This window comes from Haloparvum sedimenti, from assembly GCF_001462205.1.
GTDB lineage: Archaea > Halobacteriota > Halobacteria > Halobacteriales > Haloferacaceae > Haloparvum > Haloparvum sedimenti.
The window spans coordinates 14,618-38,589 of record NZ_LKIR01000060.1 but is presented as its reverse complement, the minus strand read 5'-3'; the positions used below and the strand labels follow the sequence as shown (position 1 = coordinate 38,589).

The 23,972-nt window shown below is 70.7% G+C and carries 23 protein-coding genes; 14 read left to right on the top strand and 9 right to left on the bottom strand.

Going from position 1 to position 23,972, the window contains the following annotated elements:
• Positions 1 to 213 (top strand): hypothetical protein (locus AN233_RS17610; protein ID WP_218055046.1); only part of this gene is annotated, 213 nt, incomplete at its 5' end.
• Between the two features lie 2 nt (positions 214 to 215).
• On the opposite strand, the gene AN233_RS16730 is transcribed toward AN233_RS17610, so the two are convergent.
• The 3 genes from AN233_RS16730 to AN233_RS03505 all read right to left on the bottom strand — a co-directional run bounded on the left by AN233_RS16730 (position 216) and on the right by AN233_RS03505 (position 1,736).
• Positions 216 to 728: an SLATT domain-containing protein gene (locus tag AN233_RS16730; RefSeq protein WP_125919968.1), complete on the bottom strand. Its 513-nt coding sequence runs from the start codon at positions 726 to 728 to the stop codon at positions 216 to 218.
• Between the two features lie 37 nt (positions 729 to 765).
• Positions 766 to 1,305: a CBS domain-containing protein gene (locus AN233_RS03510; RefSeq protein ID WP_058365468.1), complete on the bottom strand. Its 540-nt coding sequence runs from the start codon at positions 1,303 to 1,305 to the stop codon at positions 766 to 768.
• A gap of 62 nt (positions 1,306 to 1,367) precedes the next feature.
• Positions 1,368 to 1,736 (bottom strand): DUF555 domain-containing protein, encoded by a 369-nt coding sequence (locus AN233_RS03505; RefSeq protein ID WP_058365467.1) that lies wholly within the window; start codon positions 1,734 to 1,736, stop codon positions 1,368 to 1,370.
• Between the two features lie 349 nt (positions 1,737 to 2,085).
• Between AN233_RS03505 and AN233_RS17120 the strand changes: the two genes are divergently transcribed.
• Together AN233_RS17120 and psmB are read left to right on the top strand one after the other, a co-directional pair.
• Positions 2,086 to 2,256, top strand: coding sequence for a hypothetical protein (locus AN233_RS17120; protein ID WP_176696632.1), 171 nt, complete (start codon positions 2,086 to 2,088; stop codon positions 2,254 to 2,256).
• Between the two features lie 153 nt (positions 2,257 to 2,409).
• Positions 2,410 to 3,132, top strand: a complete 723-nt coding sequence (gene psmB, locus AN233_RS03500; protein WP_058365466.1) for an archaeal proteasome endopeptidase complex subunit beta — start codon at positions 2,410 to 2,412, stop codon at positions 3,130 to 3,132.
• 95 nt (positions 3,133 to 3,227) lie between these two features.
• On the opposite strand, the gene AN233_RS03495 is transcribed toward psmB, so the two are convergent.
• Positions 3,228 to 4,790 (bottom strand): hypothetical protein, encoded by a 1,563-nt coding sequence (locus tag AN233_RS03495; RefSeq protein WP_058365465.1) that lies wholly within the window; start codon positions 4,788 to 4,790, stop codon positions 3,228 to 3,230.
• 178 nt (positions 4,791 to 4,968) lie between these two features.
• On the opposite strand from AN233_RS03495, the gene ligA reads away from it, so the two are divergent.
• Together ligA and AN233_RS03485 are read left to right on the top strand one after the other, a co-directional pair.
• Entirely contained in the window at positions 4,969 to 6,825 is a 1,857-nt protein-coding gene (gene ligA, locus AN233_RS03490; RefSeq protein WP_058365464.1) for an ATP-dependent DNA ligase LigA, read from the top strand.
• A gap of 80 nt (positions 6,826 to 6,905) precedes the next feature.
• Positions 6,906 to 7,667 (top strand): MBL fold metallo-hydrolase, encoded by a 762-nt coding sequence (locus AN233_RS03485; protein ID WP_058365463.1) that lies wholly within the window; start codon positions 6,906 to 6,908, stop codon positions 7,665 to 7,667.
• 28 nt (positions 7,668 to 7,695) lie between these two features.
• Here the strand turns inward: AN233_RS03485 and msrB are convergent, their stop codons facing one another.
• The gene (gene msrB, locus AN233_RS03480; protein WP_058365462.1) at positions 7,696 to 8,163 is read right to left on the bottom strand and encodes a peptide-methionine (R)-S-oxide reductase MsrB; all 468 of its coding nucleotides are present in this window, start codon (positions 8,161 to 8,163) and stop codon (positions 7,696 to 7,698) included.
• A 129-nt stretch (positions 8,164 to 8,292) separates the two neighbouring features.
• On the opposite strand from msrB, the gene AN233_RS03475 reads away from it, so the two are divergent.
• Complete coding sequence (locus AN233_RS03475) at positions 8,293 to 8,703, top strand: winged helix-turn-helix domain-containing protein (protein ID WP_058365461.1); 411 nt, start codon at positions 8,293 to 8,295, stop codon at positions 8,701 to 8,703.
• Between the two features lie 89 nt (positions 8,704 to 8,792).
• On the opposite strand, the gene AN233_RS03470 is transcribed toward AN233_RS03475, so the two are convergent.
• The 4 genes from AN233_RS03470 to glpK all read right to left on the bottom strand — a co-directional run bounded on the left by AN233_RS03470 (position 8,793) and on the right by glpK (position 13,496).
• Positions 8,793 to 9,470, bottom strand: a complete 678-nt coding sequence (locus tag AN233_RS03470) for a phosphoglycolate phosphatase (RefSeq protein WP_058365460.1) — start codon at positions 9,468 to 9,470, stop codon at positions 8,793 to 8,795.
• 89 nt (positions 9,471 to 9,559) lie between these two features.
• Complete coding sequence (locus tag AN233_RS03465; RefSeq protein ID WP_058365459.1) at positions 9,560 to 10,732, bottom strand: Cdc6/Cdc18 family protein; 1,173 nt, start codon at positions 10,730 to 10,732, stop codon at positions 9,560 to 9,562.
• Between the two features lie 166 nt (positions 10,733 to 10,898).
• Complete coding sequence (locus tag AN233_RS03460; protein WP_058365458.1) at positions 10,899 to 11,960, bottom strand: hypothetical protein; 1,062 nt, start codon at positions 11,958 to 11,960, stop codon at positions 10,899 to 10,901.
• A gap of 3 nt (positions 11,961 to 11,963) precedes the next feature.
• On the bottom strand, positions 11,964 to 13,496 hold the full coding sequence (glpK, locus tag AN233_RS03455) for a glycerol kinase GlpK (RefSeq protein ID WP_058365457.1): 1,533 nt from the start codon (positions 13,494 to 13,496) through the stop codon (positions 11,964 to 11,966).
• A gap of 367 nt (positions 13,497 to 13,863) precedes the next feature.
• Here glpK and glpA point away from each other — a divergent pair, with 367 nt between their 5' ends.
• From glpA to AN233_RS03415, 8 genes are all read left to right on the top strand, one after another.
• The gene (glpA, locus tag AN233_RS03450) at positions 13,864 to 15,633 is read left to right on the top strand and encodes an anaerobic glycerol-3-phosphate dehydrogenase subunit GlpA (RefSeq protein WP_058365456.1); all 1,770 of its coding nucleotides are present in this window, start codon (positions 13,864 to 13,866) and stop codon (positions 15,631 to 15,633) included.
• The gene (glpB, locus tag AN233_RS03445; RefSeq protein ID WP_058365455.1) at positions 15,633 to 17,108 is read left to right on the top strand and encodes a glycerol-3-phosphate dehydrogenase subunit GlpB; all 1,476 of its coding nucleotides are present in this window, start codon (positions 15,633 to 15,635) and stop codon (positions 17,106 to 17,108) included. Before glpA ends, glpB begins: the two co-directional genes overlap by 1 nt.
• On the top strand, positions 17,105 to 18,586 hold the full coding sequence (locus tag AN233_RS03440; protein ID WP_058365454.1) for an anaerobic glycerol-3-phosphate dehydrogenase subunit C: 1,482 nt from the start codon (positions 17,105 to 17,107) through the stop codon (positions 18,584 to 18,586). Before glpB ends, AN233_RS03440 begins: the two co-directional genes overlap by 4 nt.
• Positions 18,587 to 18,682: 96 nt before the next feature.
• A complete protein-coding gene (locus tag AN233_RS03435) occupies positions 18,683 to 20,062 on the top strand; it encodes a CRTAC1 family protein (protein ID WP_058365453.1) in 1,380 nt (459 codons plus the stop codon).
• A 123-nt stretch (positions 20,063 to 20,185) separates the two neighbouring features.
• Positions 20,186 to 21,214 carry an LLM class flavin-dependent oxidoreductase gene (locus AN233_RS03430; RefSeq protein WP_058365452.1) on the top strand — a complete coding sequence of 343 codons (1,029 nt, stop codon included), beginning with the start codon at positions 20,186 to 20,188 and terminating at the stop codon, positions 21,212 to 21,214.
• Between the two features lie 49 nt (positions 21,215 to 21,263).
• Positions 21,264 to 22,061, top strand: a complete 798-nt coding sequence (locus AN233_RS03425) for an ABC transporter ATP-binding protein (protein ID WP_058365451.1) — start codon at positions 21,264 to 21,266, stop codon at positions 22,059 to 22,061.
• Position 22,062: 1 nt separating this feature from the next.
• Positions 22,063 to 23,541, top strand: coding sequence for a hypothetical protein (locus tag AN233_RS03420; RefSeq protein WP_058365450.1), 1,479 nt, complete (start codon positions 22,063 to 22,065; stop codon positions 23,539 to 23,541).
• A 115-nt stretch (positions 23,542 to 23,656) separates the two neighbouring features.
• On the top strand, positions 23,657 to 23,972 hold a 316-nt coding region (locus tag AN233_RS03415; protein ID WP_245625992.1), incomplete at its 3' end, for a methylmalonyl-CoA mutase family protein.

The window sequence follows — 23,972 nt, the reverse complement described above, 5'->3', positions numbered from 1 at the left end:
GGAGAAGGGTTGCACGTCTTTTGTCGTGGGAATTCACCATCTTACGGCTGGACACCGGAACATCAAGAACATGATATTAGTGTGTTTGATGGTAGTTGGGTTGTTGTCACAGAACAGCATATAAATGGGTTTCCTAAAAGTGTTCAAGGGAGGCCATCAGATCTGAAGAAGATCTGTGATCGGTTCAATATCGACACTCATGGAGGGTGGTGATCTTATGTCGCTGCTCTATTATTTTCTAATTCTTGCTCTATAGATTTACTAATTTCTTCATGATTTAGCTTATCATACCAAAAGTTTGTTGTCCGGGGAGTGGATGATTTGATAGCCTTTCGATTGCTTATCAACTCGTCATATCTATTTTGTAATTGATCTCTTTTATCAACATTTTCTAGGTCAATATTATAAAAATGTTTCATATCCTCATACAGATCGTGATATTCATCAGCGGCAGTATAGTGTTGTTCCGATTTCTTTCCTAAACTCACAACAGCGTCTATCCAAGACAAAATCGCTACTACAAGTGCAACCGTGAGTAATATTTCTCTAGTAGACGCCTCCCAAATTATAGAAGCTGTAAGAAGTCCTGTACCTACTGCGACGAGAATTGAGAGGATTCTATCAATTCTTTCATACCATTCTGCCATAAGATAGTGTGTTTTGTAAACGTATTTTATATTTGCAATCACCTCTTCTGTTCTGGATCTAATGTCTGTGTGGTCACTCATTCTCACGAAATTGTGCTTGATGTTGAATAAATGTTAGCTATGACAACTGCGCCGCGATGTCGGCCTCGGTGATGATCCCGACGGTCTCGCCGCCGTCGGTGACCATCACGGCCTTGTAGTGGTCGAGCAGGTTGCGGACCTCGTCGACGGTGGCGTCGGGCGCGACCGTCGGGAACGACTCGCTCATCACCTCGCTGACGGGCAGGTCGCCCACGTCCTCGCCGGCGTGGACCACGTCTCCCTGGCTGATCGAGCCGACCGGGATGCCGTTCTGGAGCACCGGGAGCTGGGAGTACGCCTCACGTTCCATCAGGTCGACCGCGTCCCGGACCGCGTCGTCCGGTGCGACGCTTATCACCGTCTCGTTCATCAGGTTCTCGGCGCGGACGACCTCGCCTTCCGCCTCGTCGAGCGCGTTGACGATGGAGCGGAGCGTCGAGAGCCGGGGATCCACGTCGCCCCCCTCGATGCGCGCGATGAGCGGCTGCGAAACGCCCGCCTCGTCCGCGAGCGCGCTCTGGGTGAGCCCGAGGGCGTTGCGACGCTCCCGCAGGTCCTGCGGCGTCGGAAGTTCCATACGCCGAGATAACTCGGGGTAATTGAAAAGGTTTCGGCGGCGGCCGGACCTGCGCGGCGGCGTTACTCGTCGGCGTCGTCCGGGTCGGCCTCGGTTTCGACGACCTCGATAACCTCCAGGGGTACGTCACGGAGCGCGCCGCCGACCTCGCTTTTCGCGATGCGGGAGGCGTGCTCCTCGCCCTCGGCGTTGAAGATCTCGATCTCCAGGAGGAGCCCCACAAGCGCGGTGCTGGCCGCGATGAACGTCGCGTCGAACGGCTCGCCGCAGGCGGGACAGCCGGTCACGCCGACCTCCACGTCGACGTACTGTTTGTCGGTCTCGTTGAGACGCTTCCCGGCCTCGCTGACCGCCACGCCGATCGCGTCGTCGGCGTCTTCGACGTCCCGCACCAGCCACGCCGCCTCCATGGCGACTAGATAGTTGCTCATACCCGACTCGAGGAGGCGCGGGGTTTCGTGTCTTGTGGTTCGCCCGCGCGGAACGCCGCCGGACCGACCGCGGTTTCCGCCGGCCGTACCACGGTGCGTGCGGCTCGTCCCGCGTCGTCAGCAGCCGTCGAATAGGCGCACGAGTCCCCGCGCATCTTCATAAGTTATCGATCAGTTTGTCTTGAGGACCGACGCGCTTCGCCCTCACACCGGACTCGCGGCAGGTTCGCGGCCGCGACGGTGTCGGATAACCGTGAACGAGCAAACCGCATGCCTGCGGCGACGTGCGTCCGTCTGACGCACCGGTACGCTTATGTACGGCGGTGGGCCCCCTGACGGTAGAGACCCAATGTTCACCCGTGCGTACCAGTCCGCGATGTTCGGGCTCCACCAACTGACGGTCGCGATCGGGATCGCGCTGTTCCCGCTCGCGCTCGCCGCGCGTCGCTCCGGCGTCCCGTCCGCGATCCGGCGACTCGTCGAGGCGACCGGTGCGGCCTACGAGCGCGCCGCGGAGTAAGCGGTCACGAGCCGGCGATTCCTCGAGGCGACGACGCGCTCTTTTGCTCCAGTCGATGCGGTCCTGTCACGCGGTTTTCGCTCGCTCTCCCGGTAGAGGCAACGAGGGGCCGAAGGGCTGCATTTATCAGCGCGCCGGGCTAACGAGACGGTAATGCGAACACCGACAGGCGATCTCAGCGGCGAGCTTTCCGACGTCGACCAGCCGGTCTTCGGGCCGGAGCTCGGCGAGTTCGACCAGAGCGAGCAGCGCGCCGCCTCCGCCGGCGAGGGCGAGGGCATGAAGACGGGGACGACGACCGTCGGCATCAAGACGACCGAGGGCGTCGTGCTCGCGACCGACATGCGCGCCTCTCTCGGCGGCATGGTCTCCTCGAAGGACGTCCAGAAGGTTGAGCAGGTCCACCCGACCGGCGCGCTCACCATCGCGGGCTCGGTCTCGGCCGCGCAGAACCTCATCTCCACGCTGAAAGCCGAGACGAGCCTCTACGAGGCCCGCCGCGGCAAGGACATGTCCATGCAGGCGCTCTCCACGCTGACCGGCAACCTCCTCCGCTCCGGCGCGTTCTTCGTCGTCCAGCCGATCCTCGGCGGCGTCGACGAGGAGGGCTCCCACATCTACTCCATCGACGCCCTCGGCGGCACGACCGAGGAGGAGTACACCGTCACCGGCTCCGGCTCCCAGTACGCGCTCGGCGTCCTCGAGCAGGAGCACCGCGATGACCTCACCGTCGACGAGGCGACGACCGTCGCCGCGAAGGCGATCAAGTCGGCCGTCGAGCGCGACCTCGCGTCCGGCAACGGGATCAACGTCGCCGTCGTCACCGAGGACGGCGTCGACGTCACCCGGCACAAGGAGTTCGACGAGCTGCTGTAAGCCGCGAAAACGTTCGTTCTCTCCCCGTTTTCTCACGTCCACCAGCGCAACGCTTGTCGGAGTCGTCCGGGGTGCGACACGCCGGCTCCGCGACCTCACCAGTCCGCGAGACTGCCCTCTATCAGGGTGTCCGTCTGTTTCCCGATGTAGGCGCGCTGGGACGTGTGGACCGCTTCGTCGACCGACGCGCCGTCGGCGACCGCCTCGCGGAAGCGGTCGCGCTTCCAGCCGGCGGGCGTCGTCCAGCGCTCGACGCGCCAGCGCAGGGGCGCGAGCCAGCGGGCGGCCTCCTCGAAGGAGCACCCCGCGTCGCGAAGGCCGGCCTCCGCGGCGTCGAGCAGGTCGTCGTAGATGGCCTCGTTCGCCTCCGTGTGTCGCCCCTCGGCGTCGACCCACTGCATGTCGGCGTCGATGCCGTCAGCCACGACCGCGTAGAAGTTGTCGCGGGCGGTCTCCCACGGGAGTTCGATGACCGGGTGCTCACGGTGCGGAAGACCCTCCATAAGCCCCGCGAAGGCGGCCTGAAACGCCACGGAGTCGCGGACGGTCGGCTGTGCGGCCACCGGTCGGAACTCGATCCGCGCGTTCGCGGAGGAGCGCGAGGCGCCCTCGAACACCGGCCGCACCCAGCGCCAGTAGGTGCCGTGTTTGAGCCGGAAGGTGGCGAACTCGTCGTCGAAGCGGTCGCCCTCCGAGACGGGCATCGGGACGATAGTCTCGTCGGCCGCCACGCGGTCGACCGCCTCCTCGACCGTCTCCAGGTCGCGCGGGAACCGCACCTTGTCGGCGTCGGTGCGCCCGTTGAGCACCGACTCGAAGACGTGGACGCGGTTCTCGTGGGCGCCCTCGGCGAGCACGCGCTCGGGGTCCTCGCGCCAGTCGTCGTCGTACAGCTCCGGCGGAAAGAACGGCGAGTTGACGCCGAGCGCCAGTAGCGGGGCCGCGACGCGGAGCGCGTACCGGAAGTGCTTCGGGAGCGTGGCGGCCTGCGCCACCTGATAGTGTGGCTGGATAGAGGTGATCAGGCTCTCGGGCATCACGGTGTCCGCCGTGAGGCTCACCCCCGGCGCCTCGAGTCGCGTCACCTCCCCCGCGTCCGCGTTCGCCTCCGCGGAGTCGTTGGCCATCGCGTGATAGCGGTCGGCGGCGCTCATGTTCGTCGCGACGGTGACGCCGTCGACGTCGACGCTGTCGGTGAGGTAGTTCGCGGCTCCCTCGCCGGCGGGCGGGATGGTCCAGAGCCCGTCGGAGACGAGCCGCATCCCCTCCGCGGAGGCGGGCGCGAGCGCCGCGTCGAGGCGCGCGCGGACCTCCGCCTCCTGTGACTCCAGCCCGTGGTCGGAGAGCGGCTGCGGGCTGGTGGACATCTCCGCGTTGTGGAGCCCCAGCTCCTTCTCGAATCCCATCAGCTCCAGCAGCCGGCGCGGGACGCGCATCAGCGCGTAGTCGCCCGCGCGCGACTCCTCGCTCCACCGCCCGTCCGCGACCGCGTAGAACTCGTACTCGAAGCCGACGATGGACTGGTGGTTGTCGAACGCGCCGTCGCGGAGGTGCTGTTTGACAAGCTCCGCCTCCGCGGCCGCGCGGTCGGCGAACGCCTCGGCGTCCACGTCCAACGCCTCCCGCACGCGGGCCGCGAGGTCGGGCTCGGTGCTCATGCCCGTCCCGTGCGGCCGCGAGCTTATAAATGACGGCGGCCGAGGCGGCGCTCGCGGGAGGGAGTCATAGTCGCGCGGGTCGCGTGACGGTCGTACGGGCCGTCGCCACGGTCGCGCGGGCCGGCGCGACCGCTCGCCATCGGGGCGCTTTTGAGCCCCGCCGGCCGAGGGCGACCGTATGGAGTTCGCCGCGTTCGCCGCCCGCGCCGAGGAGCTGGAAGCCGAGCCCGCCGACCTCGAGACGGTGGCGCTGGTCGCGGACCTGTTCACGGAAGCGGGGCCGGACCTGCCGACCGTCACCCGCTTCCTGCTCGGGCGCGTCTTCCCGGCCCACGACACCCGGACGCTCGACGTGGGGCCGGCGCTCTGCTACGAGGCCATCGCGCGGGCCGCGGGCCCGAACGTCACCGCGGCCGACGTCGAGACGAAGCTGGCGGACCTGGGCGAGATCGGCGCCGTCGCCGCCGACTACGACTTCGGCGGGCAGCGCGGCCTCGCGGCGTTCGCGGGCGGGGGTGACGGAGCGGACGGCGGTGACGAAGCGGGCAGCGGCGGCGGCGGACTGACGGTCGCCGAGGTCGACGCCGAGTTGCGCGACCTCGCGGCCGCCTCGGGCGCCGGCAGCGAGTCCACGAAACGCGACGCGCTGTTCGGCCTGTTCAACCGCTCGGAGCCCGCGGAGGCGAAGCTCATCGCCCGACTCGTGCTCGGCGAGATGCGCCTCGGCGTCGGCGAGGGCGCCGTCCGGGACGCGATCGCCGAGGCGTTTCTGTCGGGGGACGCGGAGTTCGATGAGAAGCCCGACGGAGAGTCCGACGAGCCGGTGGTTCACGCCACCGACGAGGAAGTTGCGACCGTCGAGCGCGCGCTCCAGGTGACCAACGACTACGGGCGCGTCGCGGTGCTGGCCCGCGAGGAGGGCGCGGCGGGCCTCGACGAGGAGGGACTGGAGGTCGGCCGCCCGGTGCAGGCGATGCTCGCGCAGGCCGGCACGGTCGCGGACGCGCTCGAGGAGTGGGACGAGGCGGCCGTCGAGACCAAGTTCGACGGCGCGCGGGTGCAGGTCCACTACGACCCCGCGGTGGCAGACGGAACGGAAAGCGACGACGCGCTCGGGCCGAAGCTCTACTCCCGGAACATGGACGACGTGACCGACGCCCTCCCGGAGATCGTCGAGTACGTCGCGGAGCGCGTCGACGTGCCGGTCATCCTCGACGGCGAGGTCGTCGCGGTCGACGGCGAGGGCGACCCGCTCCCGTTTCAGGAGGTGCTGCGCCGCTTCCGCCGGAAGCACGACGTGGACCGGATGCGCGAGGAGGTGGAGCTTCGCCTCCACGCGTTCGACTGCCTGCACGCCGACGGCGACGACCTCGTGGACGCGCCGCTGCGCGAGCGTCACGACCGCCTCGCCGCGCTCCTGCCGGACGCGGCCGCGGACGTAACGGTGACCGACGATCCCGACGAGATCGCGGCCGTCGAGGCCGCGGCGCTGGAGGCGGGCCACGAGGGAATCATGCTGAAGGACCCCGACGCGGCGTACACGCCGGGCGACCGCGGGCGCAACTGGCTCAAGCGCAAGCCGGACGTGGAGACCTTGGACCTCGTGGTCACCGGCGCGGAGTGGGGCGAGGGGCGGCGCGCCTCACTGCTCGGAACGTTCGAGCTGTCGGTCCGGGTGGAAGGGAGCGGCGGCGGGGACGGCGGAGATGGCGGGGACGGCGGAGATGGCGGAGACCGAGAAGCGGACGCGTACGAGACGATCGGAAAGGTCGCGACCGGCATCACGGACGCGGAACTGGAGGAGCTGTCCGACCTGCTGGAGCCGCACGTCCTCGCGGAGTCGGGCACCGCGGTCGACATCAGGCCCGCGGTCGTCTTCGAGGTCGGCTACGAGGAGATCCAGCGCTCGCCCACCTACTCGTCGGGCTACGCGCTCCGGTTCCCGCGGTTCGTGGAGGTTCGGTCCGACAAGGATCCCGCCGACGCCGACTCGCTCGTACGCGTCGAGCGGCTGGCCGGCGACGCGGACGACTGATCGGCCGGCCAGGCGGTCCGAGCTCGCCGCCCACCGCCGGGATGGCCACCCTCAAGGCGGTCGCCCGCACAGGGACGCACATGACCGTTCGCTACGACGGATTCACCGTCGACTGGCTCGGCTACGCGACCGCCCGCGTCGAGACGCCGGACGGGTACGTCTGCTACACGGACCCCGGCCGCTACGGCGTCCTCGACGACTACTGGGCGAAGGACGGCGACCTCGTGCTCGTCACCCACGACCACCACTACGACAGCGACGGCATCCGCTCGGTGGCCGACGAGGACGCGACGCTCGTGATCTACGAGGGCGTCGACCCCGCGGGCATCGACCGCGACGTGGAACCGATCGCCGACCTGGCGGCGGACTACGAGGTCGTTCGCGTCGAGGAGGAGGACGAACTGGAGGTCGCGGCCTCCGGCGCAGCCGACGACGCGACCGTGGTCGACCCCGCGGCGACGGTCTGGTCGGTCCCGGCGTACAACGACCCCGACGGACCGAACGCGAACGCGGACGGTACCGTCCCACACCCGAAGGGGCTCGGCTGCGGCTTCCTCGTCGCGCTCGGCGGCAAGCGCCTGTTCTGGCCCGGCGACTCGGACGCGCTCGACGGCTTCGCGGAGCTGGACGTGGACCTGTTCCTCGCGAACATCGGCGGGGGCGGCATCGTCTCGGACGAGGCGACCGCCGCCGAGTTGGCCGACGCGATGCGGCCGGAGCTGGTCGTCCCGATCCACTACGACACATTCAAAAAACTGGAGGCTGACGGCGAGGCGTTCGCCGCGGACGTGGCCGCGCGGAGCGTCGCGGTCGCGCTGGACGAGCGCTCCGCGAATCAGTAGGAGCGCGGAGCAGTGGCGGACCGCGACGCTACGGCTCGCCGGCCGACCCCTCAAACTCCATCGCCACCGAGTTGATGCAGAACCGCTTCCCCGTCGGCTCGGGACCGTCGTCGAAGACGTGTCCGAGGTGGGAGTCGCAGTTGGCACACCGGACCTCGGTCCGGACCATCCCGTGGCTGGTGTCCTCCCGCGTGGTCACCGACTCCTCCTCGGCGGCGTAGAAGGCGGGCCAGCCGCAGCCGGACTCGTACTTGGTCTCGGACTCGAACAGCACCTCGCCGCAGGCCTTGCAGCGGTAGACGCCGTCCTCGTCGTGGTCGACGTAGTCGCCGGAGAAGCGGGCCTCGGTGCCCGCCTCGCGCAGCACGCGGTACTCCTCGTCGGTCAGTCGCTCGCGCCACTCGGGCTCCTCCGCCGGGAGGTCGTCGTCCGGGGTCGGATCCGCGTCCGTCACCGCGCCCGGCTCCGCGTCGGCGTCCGCGTTGGCGTCGCTCATACAGTCACGGACGGCGGCCGCGGACAAGGGCCTTGCGTCGCCCGGGGCCTCTCGGAGTCGCGGCCAACCGGCCGCCTCGCGACGGTAGCCGGCTCATAACAAACCCCGTCTGTCGGCCAGAGACGATCGATGAGTTCGAAGCAGTGGGACCCCGAGACGGTGTTCGACCTGTTCGGAGACGAGACCGCCCGCGGCGTTCTGCTGTTGAGTCAGCGTCCCCGGTCGGCCGAGGACCTGGCCGAGGAGCTCGACGTATCGCTCCCGACGGTGTACCGGCGGACGAAGCAGCTCACGAAGTTCGGGCTGCTCGCGGAGCACGTTCGCGCCGACGAGAACAAGAACCGGTACCGCGTGTTCGAGACGACGCTCGACCGGCTCTCGGTCGCGCTGGACGAGGAGGGGTTCCACGTCGACGTCGACACCACGGGACAGCTCGACGACCGCTTCCGGGCCTTCTGGACCGACCTCGGCGGGTCCGGGTCCGGCGAGCGGGCGGCGACCGGGATCGCCGACGGGGAGGGCCTCCCGAACCGGTCGTGACCGGCCCGCCCGCGCGGGCGGTCGTCGCCAACGCCGTCGCGTTCCGCCTCCCGATCGAGCGTCATCCCTCGATCGAGCGCCGTCCCCGGTCACCGATCGTCGGTCCGCAGCGCCTCCAGCACCGCCGCGGTGCCGTCCATGTAGCTCGCCTCGAGGACGGTGTCTGCGGCCTCGCGGGCGGCCTCGTCGGCGTTCGCGACCGCGTACGACTCCCCCGCGACCGCGAACGTCGAGACGTCGTTGACGCTGTCGCCGACCGCGACGAACCGTTCCGGGTCGACCCGGAGCGTCTCACAGAGCGTCTCGAATGCGGTGCCCTTGCTCACGCCCGGCGTCTTGACGTGGTAGGCGTAGCCCGTGTCGACGACCTCCAGGTCGTACTCCGCGGCGACCTCGCGGAGAAGGGCCTCGTCGGCGTCGCGCGAGGCGGCCACCTCCGTCTCGCGCCAGCGGTTCACCGTCGAGCGCGTCCCCCACCCGAGGTCGCCGCCGCGGCGGTGGAACTCCTCGACGACCTCCCAGCAGGCCTCTCCGTCGCCCGCGAGCGTCGTCTCGCCGTCTGCGTACACGACGCCGCCGTTCTCGGCGACCACGTTCTCGGGCAGTCCCAGAAAGTGCGCGAGCGCGACCGGGTAGGGGAACGACTTTCCGGTCGCAAACACCACCGGCGCGTCCCAGTCGGGCAACAGGTCGAAGACTCGACGGTCGATCCGGTGTGCCGGCGTCGTCAGCGTCCCGTCGATGTCCAGCACGAGGGGCGGAACCATGACCGGACATCTCGGGCGGTGCGTCAACTACCTTGTGTCCCGCGGGGCGGGGCTCCTGTGGTGCCGGAGGGTCCGGGCGTTGGAGCGACTCACTCCCGCAGTTCGTCGAGCCGGCCGAACGCGGTCGGCGGGAACCGGAGTTCGACGCGGCTCGGCGGGCGGCCGCGACCGCTCGCCTCGTCCGCGCGCACGCGGGCGATGATCCCCGCTTCCGCGAGCTCGTAGAGGAACCGCTTGACCGTGCCCGCCGACAGGTCAACGTCCGGGTCGGCAGCGATGGCCTCGGTCGTCTCGGTGACCGACGCGCGCTCGTCCTCGTCGAGGGTCACGAGCGCGCGCAACACGGCGCGGCGGTTGTCCTGCAGCGTGAGGACGCGGCCGAGCGCCGCGCACGGCTCCGGCATCTCCGCGATGGCGGCGTCGACGTCTGCCTCCGAAAGCCGGGTTCCGCCCTCGCGGTCCGCGCGGACGGCCGCGACGAACAGCACCGTCAGCGCGTCGTGGGCGTCCCCGTCGGCCCACTCGGCGATCCGGCGAGCGAGCGAGTGGTCGAGCGCCCCGCGCGCGAGCCCCGAAGACGCTCGCGAGGTGAGGATGTCGACGAGGATCTGTTGGCGGTAGCGGTCGACCGAGAGCGTCGTCGCGGTGTAGTCCGAGAGCGCCGTCTCCGCCGGCGGGGCCCGTCCGACGGCGAGCCAGCTCGCGTTGCTCGGCAGTCCCGCGAACAGTTCGACGGGGTCCGGCCGGTCGTCCGCCTCCGGGTCGTCGACGTGGTCGACCGCCACGACGACCCCCGACGTTCCCGTCAGCGTCTCGCGGAGGCGGTTGCACAGCTCTTCGGTGCTCACGCCGTGGCCGGGAACCGACTCCTCGACCACGCCGTCCAGCACCGCGCGGTAGAAGCCGAACGCGCTGGTCGTCTCGCGCATGTCGACGCGGGCGAACTGCGGGAGCGTCGTCGGCACCGCGCGCGTGCTGGTGTGAATCCCGGTCCGGGTCTCGGCGGAGGTCCGCCGAAGCCGCTCGAAAAGCGCCGTCACGACCGCGGACTTCCCGGAACCGGCCGGCCCGTGCACGTAGGCGTTCGGCGGGATCGTCCCCTCGAAGGCCGGGTCGAGGTGGTCGAGGATCCGCTCGAGCGCGGGGCCGCGGTCGACGGGCTCGTCGGCGTGCGCGGTGGGAGCGATCGCCGTGTAGTCGCGCACCAGCCGCTGGCCGTCGTCGCCGCGGCGTCGTCGATCGATCCGTGCGTCGATGTTCATGGCGGAGTGGCGTCGGCGTCGTCAGCGTCTCGTCGCCCCCCGGGCAAAAGAATCGCGGTCGCGCACCCGTGGGCGTCCGCGCCGCGGAGGCCCCCGCGTTCAAAACGGCGGCCCGGGAGCGCACGGCGATCCCCGGTCGCGTGGCGATCCGGCGTCGGCATCGCGCTCAGAGGTAGCCGGCGTTCGGGAGCACGCCGACCAGCGCGAGCACGCCGATGACGAGCATCAGGATCGCGATGGCCATCGCCGGCGGGTCCACGTGCGTGGAGCCGTGGGCGTAGAAGAGGCGCTGGGTGGCCTCGCCGACGAGACCGCTCAGGGCGCCGACCAGTCCCGCCGCGATCAGGACGACCGGCGCGCTGCCGGTCATCGCTGCGACGACCACGGCCGCGGTCGATCCGAGAAGGGTGATGTGGTGGGTCACGGGGATCTTCTCCACGCCGAGGTTCAGGAACAGCAGGCTCATCGCGGAGATGGCGTAGCCGAGGAAGATGCTCCCCGTCTCCAGCCAGAGGTAGCCGCCGAGCACCCCACCGATCAGGCCGATGGTGGCGACCCCGGACCACTTGTACTGGTGGGGGAGCCACGGCTCGGTGACGAGGGCCTCCTCCCCGCCGTCGGTCACTGCCCGGGTCTCGCCTCGGGCGAACGGCGTCATGTCGAAGAAGCCGTCGCCGCCGGGCGAGCCGACGAGCGAGTAGCCGAACGCGACCCGCGCCAGCAGCGCCGTCGCGACGACCGAGATGGCGATTGGGTCGCTCGGGAACCCGACCGCGCCGAGCAGGCGGGCGATCAGCATTCCGACGACGCCGGTGACGGCGCCGACCGCGAGGATGTCCGGCTTCGTGCCGAACGCGTAGAGGATGTTCTTCCCGAAGTGGTAGTCCCACCCGTCGGGCTCCATCTCGGGGTACTTCTTGGCCGCGTACGCCGTCGCGGCCACGCCGCCCGCGAAGGCGACGTGCGGCCCGGTCACCATTCCGAAGCCGATGACGCCGGTGATCCCCGCGGCGAGTTCGCCCTCGGGAACGGCCTCGATGGCGTCGAACTCGCGCTGGAGAATCGCGATCCCCTCGCCGAGGAAGACGACGAAGCCGGTGAAGATGAACGACGGCAGCGCGCCGAGCGCGGCGCCGAAGGCCCCGCCGGCCATCGCCGCGATCACCAGCACGAGGAAGCGCTCGACGGTCACGTCCAGGAGCGGAACCTGGATCAGGAGGTCGAACATCGGTCACTCCTCCCGCGCCCAGTCGAGCGAGCGCTCGACGGCGTCGTCCCACCGGTCGTACATCTTGTCGGCCTTCGCCTCGTCCATCTCCGGCTCGAAGGTGCGGTCGACCTGCCAGTTGTCGCGCAGCTCGTCGAGCGACTCCCAGTAGCCGACCGCGAGGCCGGCCGCGTACGCGGAGCCGAGCGCGGTCGTCTCGTCGACCTCGGGGCGGACGATGTCCGTCTGGATGATGTCCGACTGGAGGCCACAGAGGAAGTCGTTCTTCACCGCGCCGCCGTCGACGCGGAGCGAGGTGGTCTCGACCCCGGAGTCGGCCTCCATCGCCTCCGCCACGTCGCGGGTCTGGTAGGCGATGGACTCCAGCGTCGCCCGGACGATGTGCTCCTTGCGCGTGCCGCGTGTGATGCCGACCATCGTCCCGCGGGCGCGGCCGTCCCAGTGGGGCGCGCCGAGGCCCGTGAACGCCGGGACCATGTAGACGCCGTCCGTCGACTCGACGGAGCGCGCCAGCTCCGCGGTCTGGGCCGCGTTGTTGATGAGGTCGACGTCCTCCAGCCACTCGATGGCGGCGCCGGTGATGAAGATGGACCCCTCCAGCGCGTACTGGACCGGCTCGCCCGACAGCTGGAACGCGACGGTCGTCAGCAGGCCGTGGTCGGAGGTGACGGCGTCCGTTCCCGTGTTCATCAGGTAGAACGAACCCGTGCCGTAGGTGTTCTTGGCGTCGCCCGCGTCGAAGCAGGTCTGCCCGAACAGCGCGGCCTGCTGGTCGCCGAGCGCGCCCGCGACCGGGACCTCGGCGCCGAGGAAGCCGTCCGGGTCGGTGTGGCCGTACAGCTCCTCGTCCGAGGAGGGGCGGACCTCCGGGACCATCTCCTCCGGGACGCCGAACGTCTCCAGCAACTCGTCGTCCCAGTCCATCTCGTGGACGTCGAACAGCATCGTCCGCGAGGCGTTCGTCACGTCCGTGATGTGGTTGCCGGTGAGGTTGTAGACGAGCCACGCGTCGATGGTGCCCATCAGCAGGTCGCCGGCCTCGGCGCGGTCGCGGAGGTCCTCGCCCCGCGAGCTCTGCAGCTTCAGCGGCTCCGCGTTGTCGAGGATCCACTCGGTCTTCGTCGCCGAGAAGTAGGCGTCGACTTCGAGGCCGGTCCGCTCCCGGATCCACTCGTCGTCGCCCGCCTCCTGCAGCTCCTCGACGCGGTCGGTGGTCCGGCGGTCCTGCCACACCAGCGCGTTGTGGACCGGGCGGCCGGAGTCGGCGTCCCAGACCACGGTCGTCTCGCGCTGGTTGGTGATCCCGAGCGCCGCGAGCTGGTCCGCGTCGATGCCCGCGGCCGCGAGCCCGTCGACGACGACGGACTGCGTGTTCTCCCAGATCTCGACCGGGTCGTGCTCGACCCAGCCGGGATTGGGGTAGATCTGTTCGTGCGTCTCGTAGGCGTTCGCGACGACCTGCCCCGCGTGGTCGAACACCATGAACCGCGTGCCGGTCGTCCCCTGGTCGATCGCTCCGACGTACGTGTCTGACATGTGGTTGGCTCTCCCCCGCGACAATTATTTATCTCTGTTGCCGCGTTACCAGTAAACAAAATACTGAATCATTATAAAGGTTTGTGAAAGACCATCATACCAGCGGCTCGCCATCGGCGGTCCCCCGGCCTCGAGTCGTCTGCCGAGACGCGGCTCGATAGGACAGAATGGACGAGATGAGCCACCTACGCCCGTTCTTCGCAGTCCACCCTGAGAAGGGAGCGTTCGTGGACCGTCGCGACGACGCGCCTCCCGTTCCGGATCCGGGTCGGCTGTCCGCGGATGAGCACCCGCGATCGAATACGTTACGCTCGACTCGCCAGAGGCGATAAGACAAAGTGGGTCCGATCCGTAGGTGAGGTAACGAATGGCATCGACACCACACGTCGTCGTCGTCGGCGGGGGGTCGACGGGCTGCGGGATCGTCCGCGACCTCGCGACCCGCGGGGTCGACGCGACGCTCGTCGAGAAGGGGAACCTCACCCACGGGACGACGGGGCGGATGCACGGCCTGCTCCACAGCGGGGGGCGCTACGCGGTCTCCGATCGGAAGTCCGCCCGGGAGTGCATCGAGGAGAACATGGTCGTCCGCGACATCGCCGCCCACTGCGTCGAGGAGACGGGCGGCCTGTTCGTCAAGCGACCCGAGGACTCCGAGGAGTACTTTCGGGAGAAACTCGAGGGCTGTCGCGCCTGCGACATCCCCGTCGAGGTGATAGACGGTGCGGAGGCGCGCCGCCGCGAGCCGTACCTCGCGCGTGACGTGGAGAAGGCGATCACGGTGCCCGACGCCGCGGTCGACCCCTTCCGGCTCTGCGTCGCCAACGCCGCCGACGCGATCGAGCACGGCGCCCGCGTCGCGACGCACGCGGAGGTGACGGACGTGCTGGTCGAGGACGGCGCGGTCGTCGGCGTCGAGGTCGAACACGGGGACGGTCCGGGCAAGCGGAGCGACCACGGCCCGGAGGGCGAGAGCCGTCCCGCGCCGGGCGAGACCGAGACGATCCGCGCCGACCACGTGATCAACGCCGCTGGCGCGTGGTCCGGCGAGATCGGCGCGATGGCGGGCGTCGACGTGGCGGTCCGCCCCTCGAAGGGCGTGATGACCGTGATGAACGTCCGGCAGGTCGACACGGTGATCAACCGCTGCAAGCCGAAGGGCGACGCAGACATCGTCGTCCCCCACGAGACCGCCTGCATCCTCGGCACGACCGACGAGGAGGTCGACGACCCCGAGGACTACCCCGAGGAGGAGTGGGAGGTGGACCGCGTCATCGACGAGCTGGCGGAGCTGGTTCCGCCGCTCGCGGACGCGCGCACCCTGCGCTCCTTCTGGGGCGTCCGCCCGCTGTACGAGCCGCCGGGGACCGGCACCGACGACCCGACCGACATCACGCGCGACTACTTCCTGCTCGACCACGACGAGCGCGACGACCTGCCCGGGCTGACGACGGTCGTCGGCGGGAAGCTCACCACCTACCGGCTCATGGCCGAGTCGATCACCGACCACGTCTGCGAGAAGTTCGGCGTCGACGCCGACTGCGTCACCGCCGACGAGCCGCTCCCCGGCTCCGAGGACTTCTCGGTCCTGCGCGACTACATGGACGAGTTCGGCCTGCGCTCGCCGGTCGGCCGGCGCTCGACGCAGCGGCTCGGCTCCCGAGCGGACGAGGTGTTGAAGACGGACGAGCCGAACCCCGTGGTCTGCACCTGCGAGGGCGTCACCCGCGCCGAGATCCGCGACGCGATGACGGGCGAGAACGGCGCCGGCGCGGACCTCAACGCGGTCCGGATCCGCACGCGCGCCTCGATGGGCAACTGTCAGGGCGGCTTCTGTGCCCACGCCATCGCGGCGGAGCTCCACCCCGACTACGACGAGCCGACCGCCCGCGCCGCGCTCGACGAGCTGTATCAGGAGCGCTGGAAGGGCCAGCGCCACGCGCTGTGGGGCGAACAGCTCTCGCAGGCGATGCTCTCGCGGACGCTCCACGCGCTCACGCTGAGCCGCGACGCGGACCCCGCCACGCTCGACGACGACGTGGACTTCGGCGCGTTCGACGAGGGACCGGAAAACGGACCGGACGACGGAGCGCGCCGGGACGCTCCCGCGGGAGCGGACACGGGAGGCGGTCGCTGATGACGGTCGAGAGCGACGTGCTGGTTGTCGGCGGGGGGCTCGCGGGCGCGACCGCGGCCCTGTCGGCCGCCCGCGAGGGCGCGAGCGTGCGCCTCGTCTCACACAAGGACTCCACGCTGCGGCAGGCGTCGGGCCTGATCGACGCGCTCGGCTACGTCCCGCCCAGTCGGGCCGCGGGCGACGCCGGCCCGGGTTCCGACCCGACCCTCGACCCCACTGCGGGGCGCACGGGCGCGCTCGCGGAGCGGCGTCCCGACCCTGAGGGTCCGCTCCCGAACCCCTTCGAGCGGGTCGACGCGCTCCCCGACGGCCACCCCTACCGGCTCGTCGGCGCGGACGCGATCCGGGCGGGGCTGGCGCTGTTCGACGAGGTCGTCGGCGACCTCTACCGCGGCGGGCACACGGAGCGCAACGCCCTGCTCCCGACCGCGGGCGGGACGGTGAAGCCGACCGCGCGCTACCCCGCGTCGATGGCGGCGGGCCTCGCGAGCGACGACGCACCGGCCCTGATCGTCGGCTTCGAGAGCCTGCCGGAGTATGACGCGCGGCAGCTGGCAGCCCGCCTGCGCGCGGCCGGCGTCCCGTTCCCGGTCGCGGGCGTCGAGGTCGCGTTCCCCGGCGAGTTCCGCGACGACGCTCGGGTCACCCGACTCGCGGGCGCGCTCGACCGGAACGAGGCGCTCGGCGGCGACGGCACGAGCCGGACCGGGACGCCCGCCCGCGAGGCGCTCGCGGACGCGGTCGAACCGCACCTCGACGCGGTCGGGGCGGACGGCGACGGCAGTGACGGAAAGACCGCAGCACGCGTCGGCTTCCCGGCCATGCTCGGCGACGAGCGCGCCGCCGCGGTCCGGGCGGACCTCGCGGACCGGTTGGGCGCCGAAGTCTTCGAACTTCCCGGTGGCCCGCCGAGCATTCCCGGACTCCGGCTGGAGGACCGCCTGTTCGACGCGCTCGACGAGGCGGGCGTCCGGATCGAGACCGGGAACCCCGTCGTCGGCCGCGAACTGGACGAGGAGGGGCGCATCGCCCACGTCCTCGTCGACAGGAAAGGCAGAGAAATCCCCTACGCCGCGGACGCGTTCGTGCTCGCCACGGGCGGCGCGGTCGGCAAGGGGATCGACTCGGACCGCGAGGGCGTCCGGGAGCCGGTCCTCGGCTGTCACGTCCCTCACCCCGAGGACCGTTACGAATGGTTCGTCGACGACGCCTTCGGCGACCAACCGTACGCGCGCTTCGGCGTTGCCGCGGACGAGGCGCTCCGGCCGCTCGGCGCGGACGGCACGGTGCAGTACCCCAACGTCCGCGTCGCGGGCGCGACGCTCGGCGGCGCGGACGTGGCCCGCGAGAAGTCCGCCAGCGGCGTCTCGCTGGCGACGGGCGTGGTGGCGGGACGCGGTGCGGCGGCGGTGGCACTGGACGGAACGAACGGTACCGACGACGCAGCCGGCGACACGACGGAGGAGCACGAATGACCGACGACATCTCAGAAAACGACGACCGCGAGAGCCCGGCACCGGGCGTCCCGCGTCTCGGCAGCGACGAACAGCCAGCGGTGTATCTGGACGCGGAGGCCGACGCGGCCTCGGGCGACAGAAACGGAGACGGGGCGCCCGCGACGGACGGCGGGACGAGCGCCGAGGGGAGCAGCGCCGCCTCCGCGCCGAATCCCGACCCCGACCCGGACCCCGACGCCTACGACCCCGTCGACGTGTTCGAGGGCGGAGACCTCGACCTCCGGGAGGGCGCCGACTCCTGTTACAAGTGCACCACCTGCGACACCTCCTGCCCGGTCGCGGAGGTCGACGACGAGTTCCCCGGGCCGAAGTTTCAGGGGCCCGAGCAGTGGCGGCTCAAGCGCAAGGAGGACGCGGAGATCGACGACTCGATCACCTCCTGTTCGAACTGCATGCGGTGTGACTCCGCGTGCCCCTCGTCGGTGCCGCTCTCGCAGATGCACAACGAGGCGCGCGGCGAGTTCGTCGAGCGGCAGATGAGCAAGCTCTCGCGGGAGTACGTCCGCAACCGGATCCTCTCGAACTACCGCTTCTTCGCGTCGATCGCGAGCAAGGCGCCGCGCCTGGCGAACGCCGCGACGAAGATCCCGGGCGCGATGTGGCTGGCCGAGAAGACCCTCGGCGTCACGAGCGAGCGGGAGTTCCCCGAGTTCGCCGAGCAGACGTTCCGGGAGTGGTGGCGCGAGCGCGGCGGGGCCGCCGTCGAGAACCCCGACAAGCGCGTGGCCTACTTCCACGGCTGCTACTCCAACTACAACACGCCAGAAGTCGGGAAGGCCATGGTCCGCGTCTTCGAGCACTACGGCTACGAGGTCATGGTCCCGCCACAGAAATGCTCCGGGACGCCGATGTTCGCCAACGGGATGCTCTCGGACGCCCGCCGCGCGGCCGAGACGAACGTCGAGCACCTCGTCGAGGCCATCGGCGAGGGCGCGGACGTGATCGCCTCCTGTACCTCCTGTTCGCTCTCGCTCAGACAGGAGTACCCGGAGCTGTTCGACATCCACGGCATCGAGGACCTCTCGGAGAACACCTTCGAGGCGCTGGAGTACCTCCGGATCTACGAGGACGTGGAGGCCGACGTGGCCGACGCGGAGGTCGACGACGGCGCCTTCGCCTACCACGCGCCGTGTCACGCCCGCAATCAGGGCCTCGACCGGCAGGCGCTGGAGACGTTCCGCGAGCTCGACGGCGCCGCGATAGAGGACGTGGGCGACTCCTGTTCGGGCATCTCGGGCACCTACGGCTGGAAGGCCGAGAAGTACGACGTCTCGATGGAGATCGGCGCCGACATGTTCGAGCACATGGAGGACGCCGAGGGGGAAACCGGGATGACCGAGTGCCCCACCTGCGCGATGCAGATGGAGCACGGGACCGGCTACGAGGTCGAACACCCCCTCCAGCTCTTGGAGCGCGCGCTCGTCGAGGGGTCGTAGAAGTCGCTGGCGCCGCGACCGACGGGCGGCGGCGCCCTCGCGGAGCGGCCCACCCGAACCCGTGAGTTCTTCCCTCCGCAGCGGTGATGGACGGCCATGCTTCGAGCCGTCCCGAACCTGCTCGAGGACGCCGCCCCGGTGCGAGGGCGCGGCGTCGCGGTCACTCCGGGACGGGACGGCCCTCTCGTGTTCGTCGGCGGCGACGGGGAGCCGAACCGCCTCTACGCCCGCGAGGGCGACGCGTACGTCGACACCGCGACCGGCATCGTCGCGGACCCGGACAGACACGCCACCTGCGTCGTCGCCGCGGACCTCGACGCGGACGGCTGCGAGGAGCTGTACGTCCACAACGCGGACGTCGACGCGGGACACACGCCGGAGACCGACCTCCTGCTGGACCGATTGGAGCGGGACCGCTACCGCTGGACGGACGCCTTCGCGCTCCCGGTGAACCGCGATCGCCGCAACCACCGCGTCGGGCGTGCGGTCGCGGCGGTCGACCGCTACGGCACCGGCCGGTACGGCGTCGTCGTGGGCTGTACCGACTCCCCGACGCGCTTCTACGAGGTCGGCGACGACGGCGAGGTGACCGACCTCGCGGCAGCGGTCGGCATCGAGGTGGAGGCGGACGTGCGCTCGGTGGTCGCCGCGCCGGTGCTCACCGACGGGATGGACCTGTTCGTCGGCGCCGCGGACGGCGGAAATCGGCTGTTGTGCAACGATTCGGGCCACTTCGCGGACGCGGCCGGCCCGTCGCCGGCGAACGGGGCGCCGGTCCGCGCGGCCACGCTCGTCGACGAGGGCGACGCCCTCGCGCTCGTCGCGGCGACCGAGACGGGGCTCGAGCGCTATCGGCCCGACGGCGAGGGCGGGCTCGACTCGGTTCCAACGCCCGCCTTCGAGGGAGTGACCGATGTGCGCTCGCTGACGACCGCCGACCTCGACAACGACGGCCGCGAGGAGCTGTTCTGTGCGACCGCCTCCGGGTCGAACAAGCTGTTCGCCCGGCGCGGCGAGCCCGCCGATGAGGGGAGCCGTGACTGGGGTCGCGTCGACGCGGGCGACGCCGAGGCGCCCGCGCGGAGCGCCGGTGCGACCGCGGTCGCCGACCTCGACGACGACGGCGGGGTCGAACTGCTCGTGCTGTGCGACGAGACCGCTCGCCCCCCCGCCCTGTTCGAGTGCCCGGTCGCGAGCGAGCGGGACTGGCTCCGGGTCCGACCGACGACGCAGTACGACGCGCCCGCCCGCGGCGCCGTGGTGCGACTGCGGACGACCGCGGGCGTCCAGCGCCGCGTCGTGGAGGCGGGCTGTGGCTCCCCCGGCGGCTCCGAGCCGGTCGCCCACTTCGGCCTCGACGGCGCGACCCCCGAGCGGCTGATCGTCCGCTGGCCCGACGGGCGCGAGCAGGCGATCGAGGACCCGGAACCGAACGTCGAGCACGGGGTCGACCACCCGGTGGCCCCACGGTTCTGAACCGCCCGGTCGCGCCACGAGTCCAAACCGCCCGCGCGTCCGAGGGCGTCGCCCCTCCGCGGGGCGACCGGCGACGCGCGCGGCGAGCCGAACCGTTTTCCCCGCGAATCCCCGACCGGGCCTGTGAACCTCTCCGCCGTCGACCTCTCCCCGGTTCCGGCCGACGGGACCGCAGCCGACGCCTACCGGAACACGATCGAGGCCGCCAAACGGGCCGAACGACTCGGCTACGAGCGGTTCTGGGTCGCCGAACACCACGGCCGCGGCGACACGCTCGCCGGGACGACTCCCGAGGTGTTGCTCGGCCGGCTCGCGGGGGCCACCGAGGAGATCCGACTCGGCTCCGGCGCGGTGCTGCTCAACCACTACAGCCCGTTCAAGGTGGCCGAAGCGTTCGGGGCGCTGGACGGGCTCGCGCCGGGCCGCATCGACGCCGGGCTGGGCCGGGCGAACGGCTCGCCGGCGGTCGACAAGGCGCTCGGGACGGACCGGCGCGTCCGGGACCCGGACGCCGACCACGAGGAGAAGATCGAGGCGGTCGTCGCGCACCTGTACGACGACTACCCCGAGGGACACCCCTACGCGGACCTCTCGGTCCCGCGGTCCGACGCGGCGCCGCCGACCCCGTGGGTGCTCGGGTCGAGTCCTTCCAGCGCGGCGCTGGCCGGTGGACTCGGACTCCGGTACTGCTTCGCGGCGTTCATCAAGCCTGACAACGCCGAGGCGGCGTTCGAGCGCTACCGGGACGCGTTCGAGCCGTCGCGGCTCCCGGGCGGCGTCGACGAGCCGACCGGCATGGTCGCGGTGAACGCCGTCTGTGCCGAGACCGACGCCGAAGCCGCCCGGCAGCGCGCGGTCGCCGAGGCGTCCTTCCGTCGGTTGCGACGGGGCGAGGTCGGCCCCCGACCGTCGGTTGAGGAGGCGATCGCGGAGCTCGGCGGCGCGCCCGAACCGACCCCCGCGACGCTCGACCCCGGCGAGTGGCCGCGAGCGATCTCGGGGGACCCGGACACGCTTGCCGGCCTGCTGGACCAGCTCGCGGGCCGCGTCGGGGTCGACGAGGTGATGATCCAACACGCCGTGGGCGACCACGCGGACGCGCTCCGGTCCCACGAGCTGATCGCGGACGGCGTCGGCCTGACACCTCGTTGAACCCGCCGACGCCCGTACGCCTTTATGTGACTCCCTCGAACACCGGGCGATGACAGCGATCCGCGCCGACGGGCTGGAGAAGCGCTACGGCGACGTGGCCGCGCTCGACGGGCTCTCCGTGACGGTCGAGGAGGGCGAGCTGTTCGGCTTCCTCGGGCCGAACGGCGCCGGCAAGACGACCACGCTGCGGGTACTGACCGGGCAGCTCCGGCCGGACGCCGGCAGCGCCGAGGTGCTCGGCGTCGACCCCGTCGCGGAGCCGGTTGCAGTGCGCCGGCGCGTCGGGATCCTCCCCGAGGAGGGGTCGCCGCCGAGCTTTCTGACCCCGCGTGAGTACCTCTCCTTCGTCGGGCGGGTCCGCGAGATGGACCCGGAGACGGTGACCGAGCGCACCGAGGCGTGGGCCGACCGGCTGGGCTTTTCGGGCAAGCTCGACACGCTCGCGACCGATCTCTCCCGCGGGCAGGGACAGAAGACGATGTTCGCGGCCGCGTTCCTCCACGAGCCGGACCTCGTCTTCATCGACGAGCCGTTGGCGAACCTCGACCCCATCGTACAGGAGCGCGTGAAGCGGTTCCTGGCCGACTACGCCGGCGAGCACACCGTCTTCGTCTCGACGCACAACATCGAGGTCGCCGAGGAGCTCTGCTCGCGCGTGGGCATCGTCGCCGACGGGCGCGTGGTCGCGGAGCGCGAGACCGCCGCGCTCGAGGGGTCCCTGCTCGACGCGTTCCTCGACGAGGTGGACCGGGCCGGGGCTCGCGACCTCCCGGGCGTCGAGGCGGGCGACGCGGTCGGGGACGGCGGCGGGGAGCCCCGGAACGACGACGACGGCGCGGGGGTCTGAGATGGCCTCGCTCGACCGCGTTCTGCTGGCGACGCTGTGGCGCGAGGAGTGGCGCCTCCACGCGCGGCTGTTCGGCGGCGGTCGGTTCGCCGTCCTCCCGCTCGTGGTGCTGGCGATGTCGACGGTCGGCGGCCTCGGGCTCGCGGTCGTGGGAACCGATCCGGCGACGATAGAACGCGGGATCCGCGGGCTCGCGCTCCTGTTCGGGCTGTACGCCGGCACCGCCGCGTTCGTCGGCGGCGACCGAACCGACGACCTGTTCGACGACGTGTCGCTCGTGCTGTCGACCAGCGAGACGCTCCCGCTCGACCGGACTCGGACGCTCGGGCTGTTCCTGCTGAAGGACGCCGCGTTCTACGCCGTCGTCTTCGTGCTGCCGATGGCGGTCGGGACCGCGCCGCTCGCGGCCTCGGCGGCCGGGTTCGGTCTCGTCGACGGGACCGTCGCGGCGGTCCCGGCGCCGGTCGGCGCGGCGCTTTTCGCGGTCGTCGCCGCCGTCGGGCTGTTGTGGGTCGAAGCGACCGTGCTGTTCGCGCTCGGGATGTCGCTCACGGTCGCCGCCATCGCGGCGCGGACCCGGGGGATCCCCCGGCTCGGGCTGGTCGCCGGGGCCGTCGCGCTGGCGGCGCTCGCGTGGGTCACCGGCGCGGCGCGGCTCGCGCTCGGCGGGGGGAGCCTCGCGGTCGGTGCCGCGGCGCTGGCGCTCGCGCTCCTGATGGCTGCGGGCGCGCTCGTCGTCCACGACCCGACGCACCGCCCGCCGATGCGGCGGTCGAACGCCCGCCTCGGTGCGCTCGCGGACCGGATCGGCGACGCGGACGGTCTCGTAGTCAAGAGCCTGCTCGACCTCTCGCGCTCGCGCGGCGGGCTCTGGAAGCCGGTCGTCTCCGCGGGGATCCTGTTGGCGGTCGTCGCCGGACTGCTGGGACTCGTCGAGACCATCGTCGCCGTCCGACCGGCACCGGGGGCCTTTTTCGGCGCGGTGCTGGCGCTGTCGGCGTTCACGACGTACAACTGGCTGACGAGCGTCGACGCCCTCGCGACCTACGAGATCCTCCCCGTCGCGCTCCCCGCGGTGTTCCGCGCGAAGCGGCGCGCGTTCGCGGTCGTGGGGATCCCGGCGGCGCATTCGGCGTACGCCGTCGCGCTGCTTCTGTACCCGACGACGCTCGGGGACGCCGCGCTCGGCGCGCTCTGGCTCGTCGCGGCCTCGGCGTACTTCTTCGGCGTGACCGTCTACCTCGCGGGGTTCGACCCCAACGAGTTCCTGTTCGACCCCGCGCGGTTCGGCGCGTTCGGCGCCGCCGTCGCGCTCGTGGTCGTGCCGGCGCTGCTCGGCTCGTTCCTCCCCGCGGCCGGGATGGTCCCGACGTGGGCCCCCGCGGCCGCGGTCGGTGGCGCGCTCGCGGTCGGCGTCGCGGGCGTGCTGCTGGCCGTGCGGGCGGGCCCGCGGTGGGCCGAACGCGCGCGTGCGGCGTGAGGAAAAGAAAAATCGCGGCTCGGAGGACACGGCCGAGAAAACCTCGGTTCCGCGGACGCCCGCAGTCCGCCGCCTTCTCCAACAGTTAAGTCCCGGAGGGGCGACCCCATAGGTAATGTTCGACCCCGAGGAACTGGCGGCGATCCGCGAGGGCCACGAGTCGTGGGAGTCCGAGACCTACGGCCCGACGGTCGAGCGGTTCGGGGAGCGCAAGGACGAGTTCACCACCGACACCGGGGGTCAGACGGTCGACCCCCTCTACACGCCCGCGGACGTGGCGGACCTGGACTACGACGAGGACGTGGGGTTCCCCGGCGAGGAACCCTACACGCGCGGCGTCTACTCCACGATGCACCGCGGCCGGCTGTGGACGATGCGGCAGTACGCCGGCATGGGGACCGCCGCGGAGACCAACGAGCGGTTCAACTACC

Excerpts from the sequence above, each read along its gene's own strand:
- AN233_RS16730 (WP_125919968.1), bottom strand. The coding sequence starts at position 728 with ATGAGTGACCACACAGACATTAGATCCAGAACAGAAGAGGTGATTGCA.
- AN233_RS03510 (WP_058365468.1), bottom strand. The coding sequence starts at position 1,305 with ATGGAACTTCCGACGCCGCAGGACCTGCGGGAGCGTCGCAACGCCCTC.
- AN233_RS03505 (WP_058365467.1), bottom strand. The coding sequence starts at position 1,736 with ATGAGCAACTATCTAGTCGCCATGGAGGCGGCGTGGCTGGTGCGGGAC.
- AN233_RS17120 (WP_176696632.1), top strand. The coding sequence starts at position 2,086 with ATGTTCACCCGTGCGTACCAGTCCGCGATGTTCGGGCTCCACCAACTG.
- psmB (WP_058365466.1), top strand. The coding sequence starts at position 2,410 with ATGCGAACACCGACAGGCGATCTCAGCGGCGAGCTTTCCGACGTCGAC.
- AN233_RS03495 (WP_058365465.1), bottom strand. The coding sequence starts at position 4,790 with ATGAGCACCGAGCCCGACCTCGCGGCCCGCGTGCGGGAGGCGTTGGAC.
- ligA (WP_058365464.1), top strand. The coding sequence starts at position 4,969 with ATGGAGTTCGCCGCGTTCGCCGCCCGCGCCGAGGAGCTGGAAGCCGAG.
- AN233_RS03485 (WP_058365463.1), top strand. The coding sequence starts at position 6,906 with ATGACCGTTCGCTACGACGGATTCACCGTCGACTGGCTCGGCTACGCG.
- msrB (WP_058365462.1), bottom strand. The coding sequence starts at position 8,163 with ATGAGCGACGCCAACGCGGACGCCGACGCGGAGCCGGGCGCGGTGACG.
- AN233_RS03475 (WP_058365461.1), top strand. The coding sequence starts at position 8,293 with ATGAGTTCGAAGCAGTGGGACCCCGAGACGGTGTTCGACCTGTTCGGA.
- AN233_RS03470 (WP_058365460.1), bottom strand. The coding sequence starts at position 9,470 with ATGGTTCCGCCCCTCGTGCTGGACATCGACGGGACGCTGACGACGCCG.
- AN233_RS03465 (WP_058365459.1), bottom strand. The coding sequence starts at position 10,732 with ATGAACATCGACGCACGGATCGATCGACGACGCCGCGGCGACGACGGC.
- AN233_RS03460 (WP_058365458.1), bottom strand. The coding sequence starts at position 11,960 with ATGTTCGACCTCCTGATCCAGGTTCCGCTCCTGGACGTGACCGTCGAG.
- glpK (WP_058365457.1), bottom strand. The coding sequence starts at position 13,496 with ATGTCAGACACGTACGTCGGAGCGATCGACCAGGGGACGACCGGCACG.
- glpA (WP_058365456.1), top strand. The coding sequence starts at position 13,864 with ATGGCATCGACACCACACGTCGTCGTCGTCGGCGGGGGGTCGACGGGC.
- glpB (WP_058365455.1), top strand. The coding sequence starts at position 15,633 with ATGACGGTCGAGAGCGACGTGCTGGTTGTCGGCGGGGGGCTCGCGGGC.
- AN233_RS03440 (WP_058365454.1), top strand. The coding sequence starts at position 17,105 with ATGACCGACGACATCTCAGAAAACGACGACCGCGAGAGCCCGGCACCG.
- AN233_RS03435 (WP_058365453.1), top strand. The coding sequence starts at position 18,683 with ATGCTTCGAGCCGTCCCGAACCTGCTCGAGGACGCCGCCCCGGTGCGA.
- AN233_RS03425 (WP_058365451.1), top strand. The coding sequence starts at position 21,264 with ATGACAGCGATCCGCGCCGACGGGCTGGAGAAGCGCTACGGCGACGTG.
- AN233_RS03420 (WP_058365450.1), top strand. The coding sequence starts at position 22,063 with ATGGCCTCGCTCGACCGCGTTCTGCTGGCGACGCTGTGGCGCGAGGAG.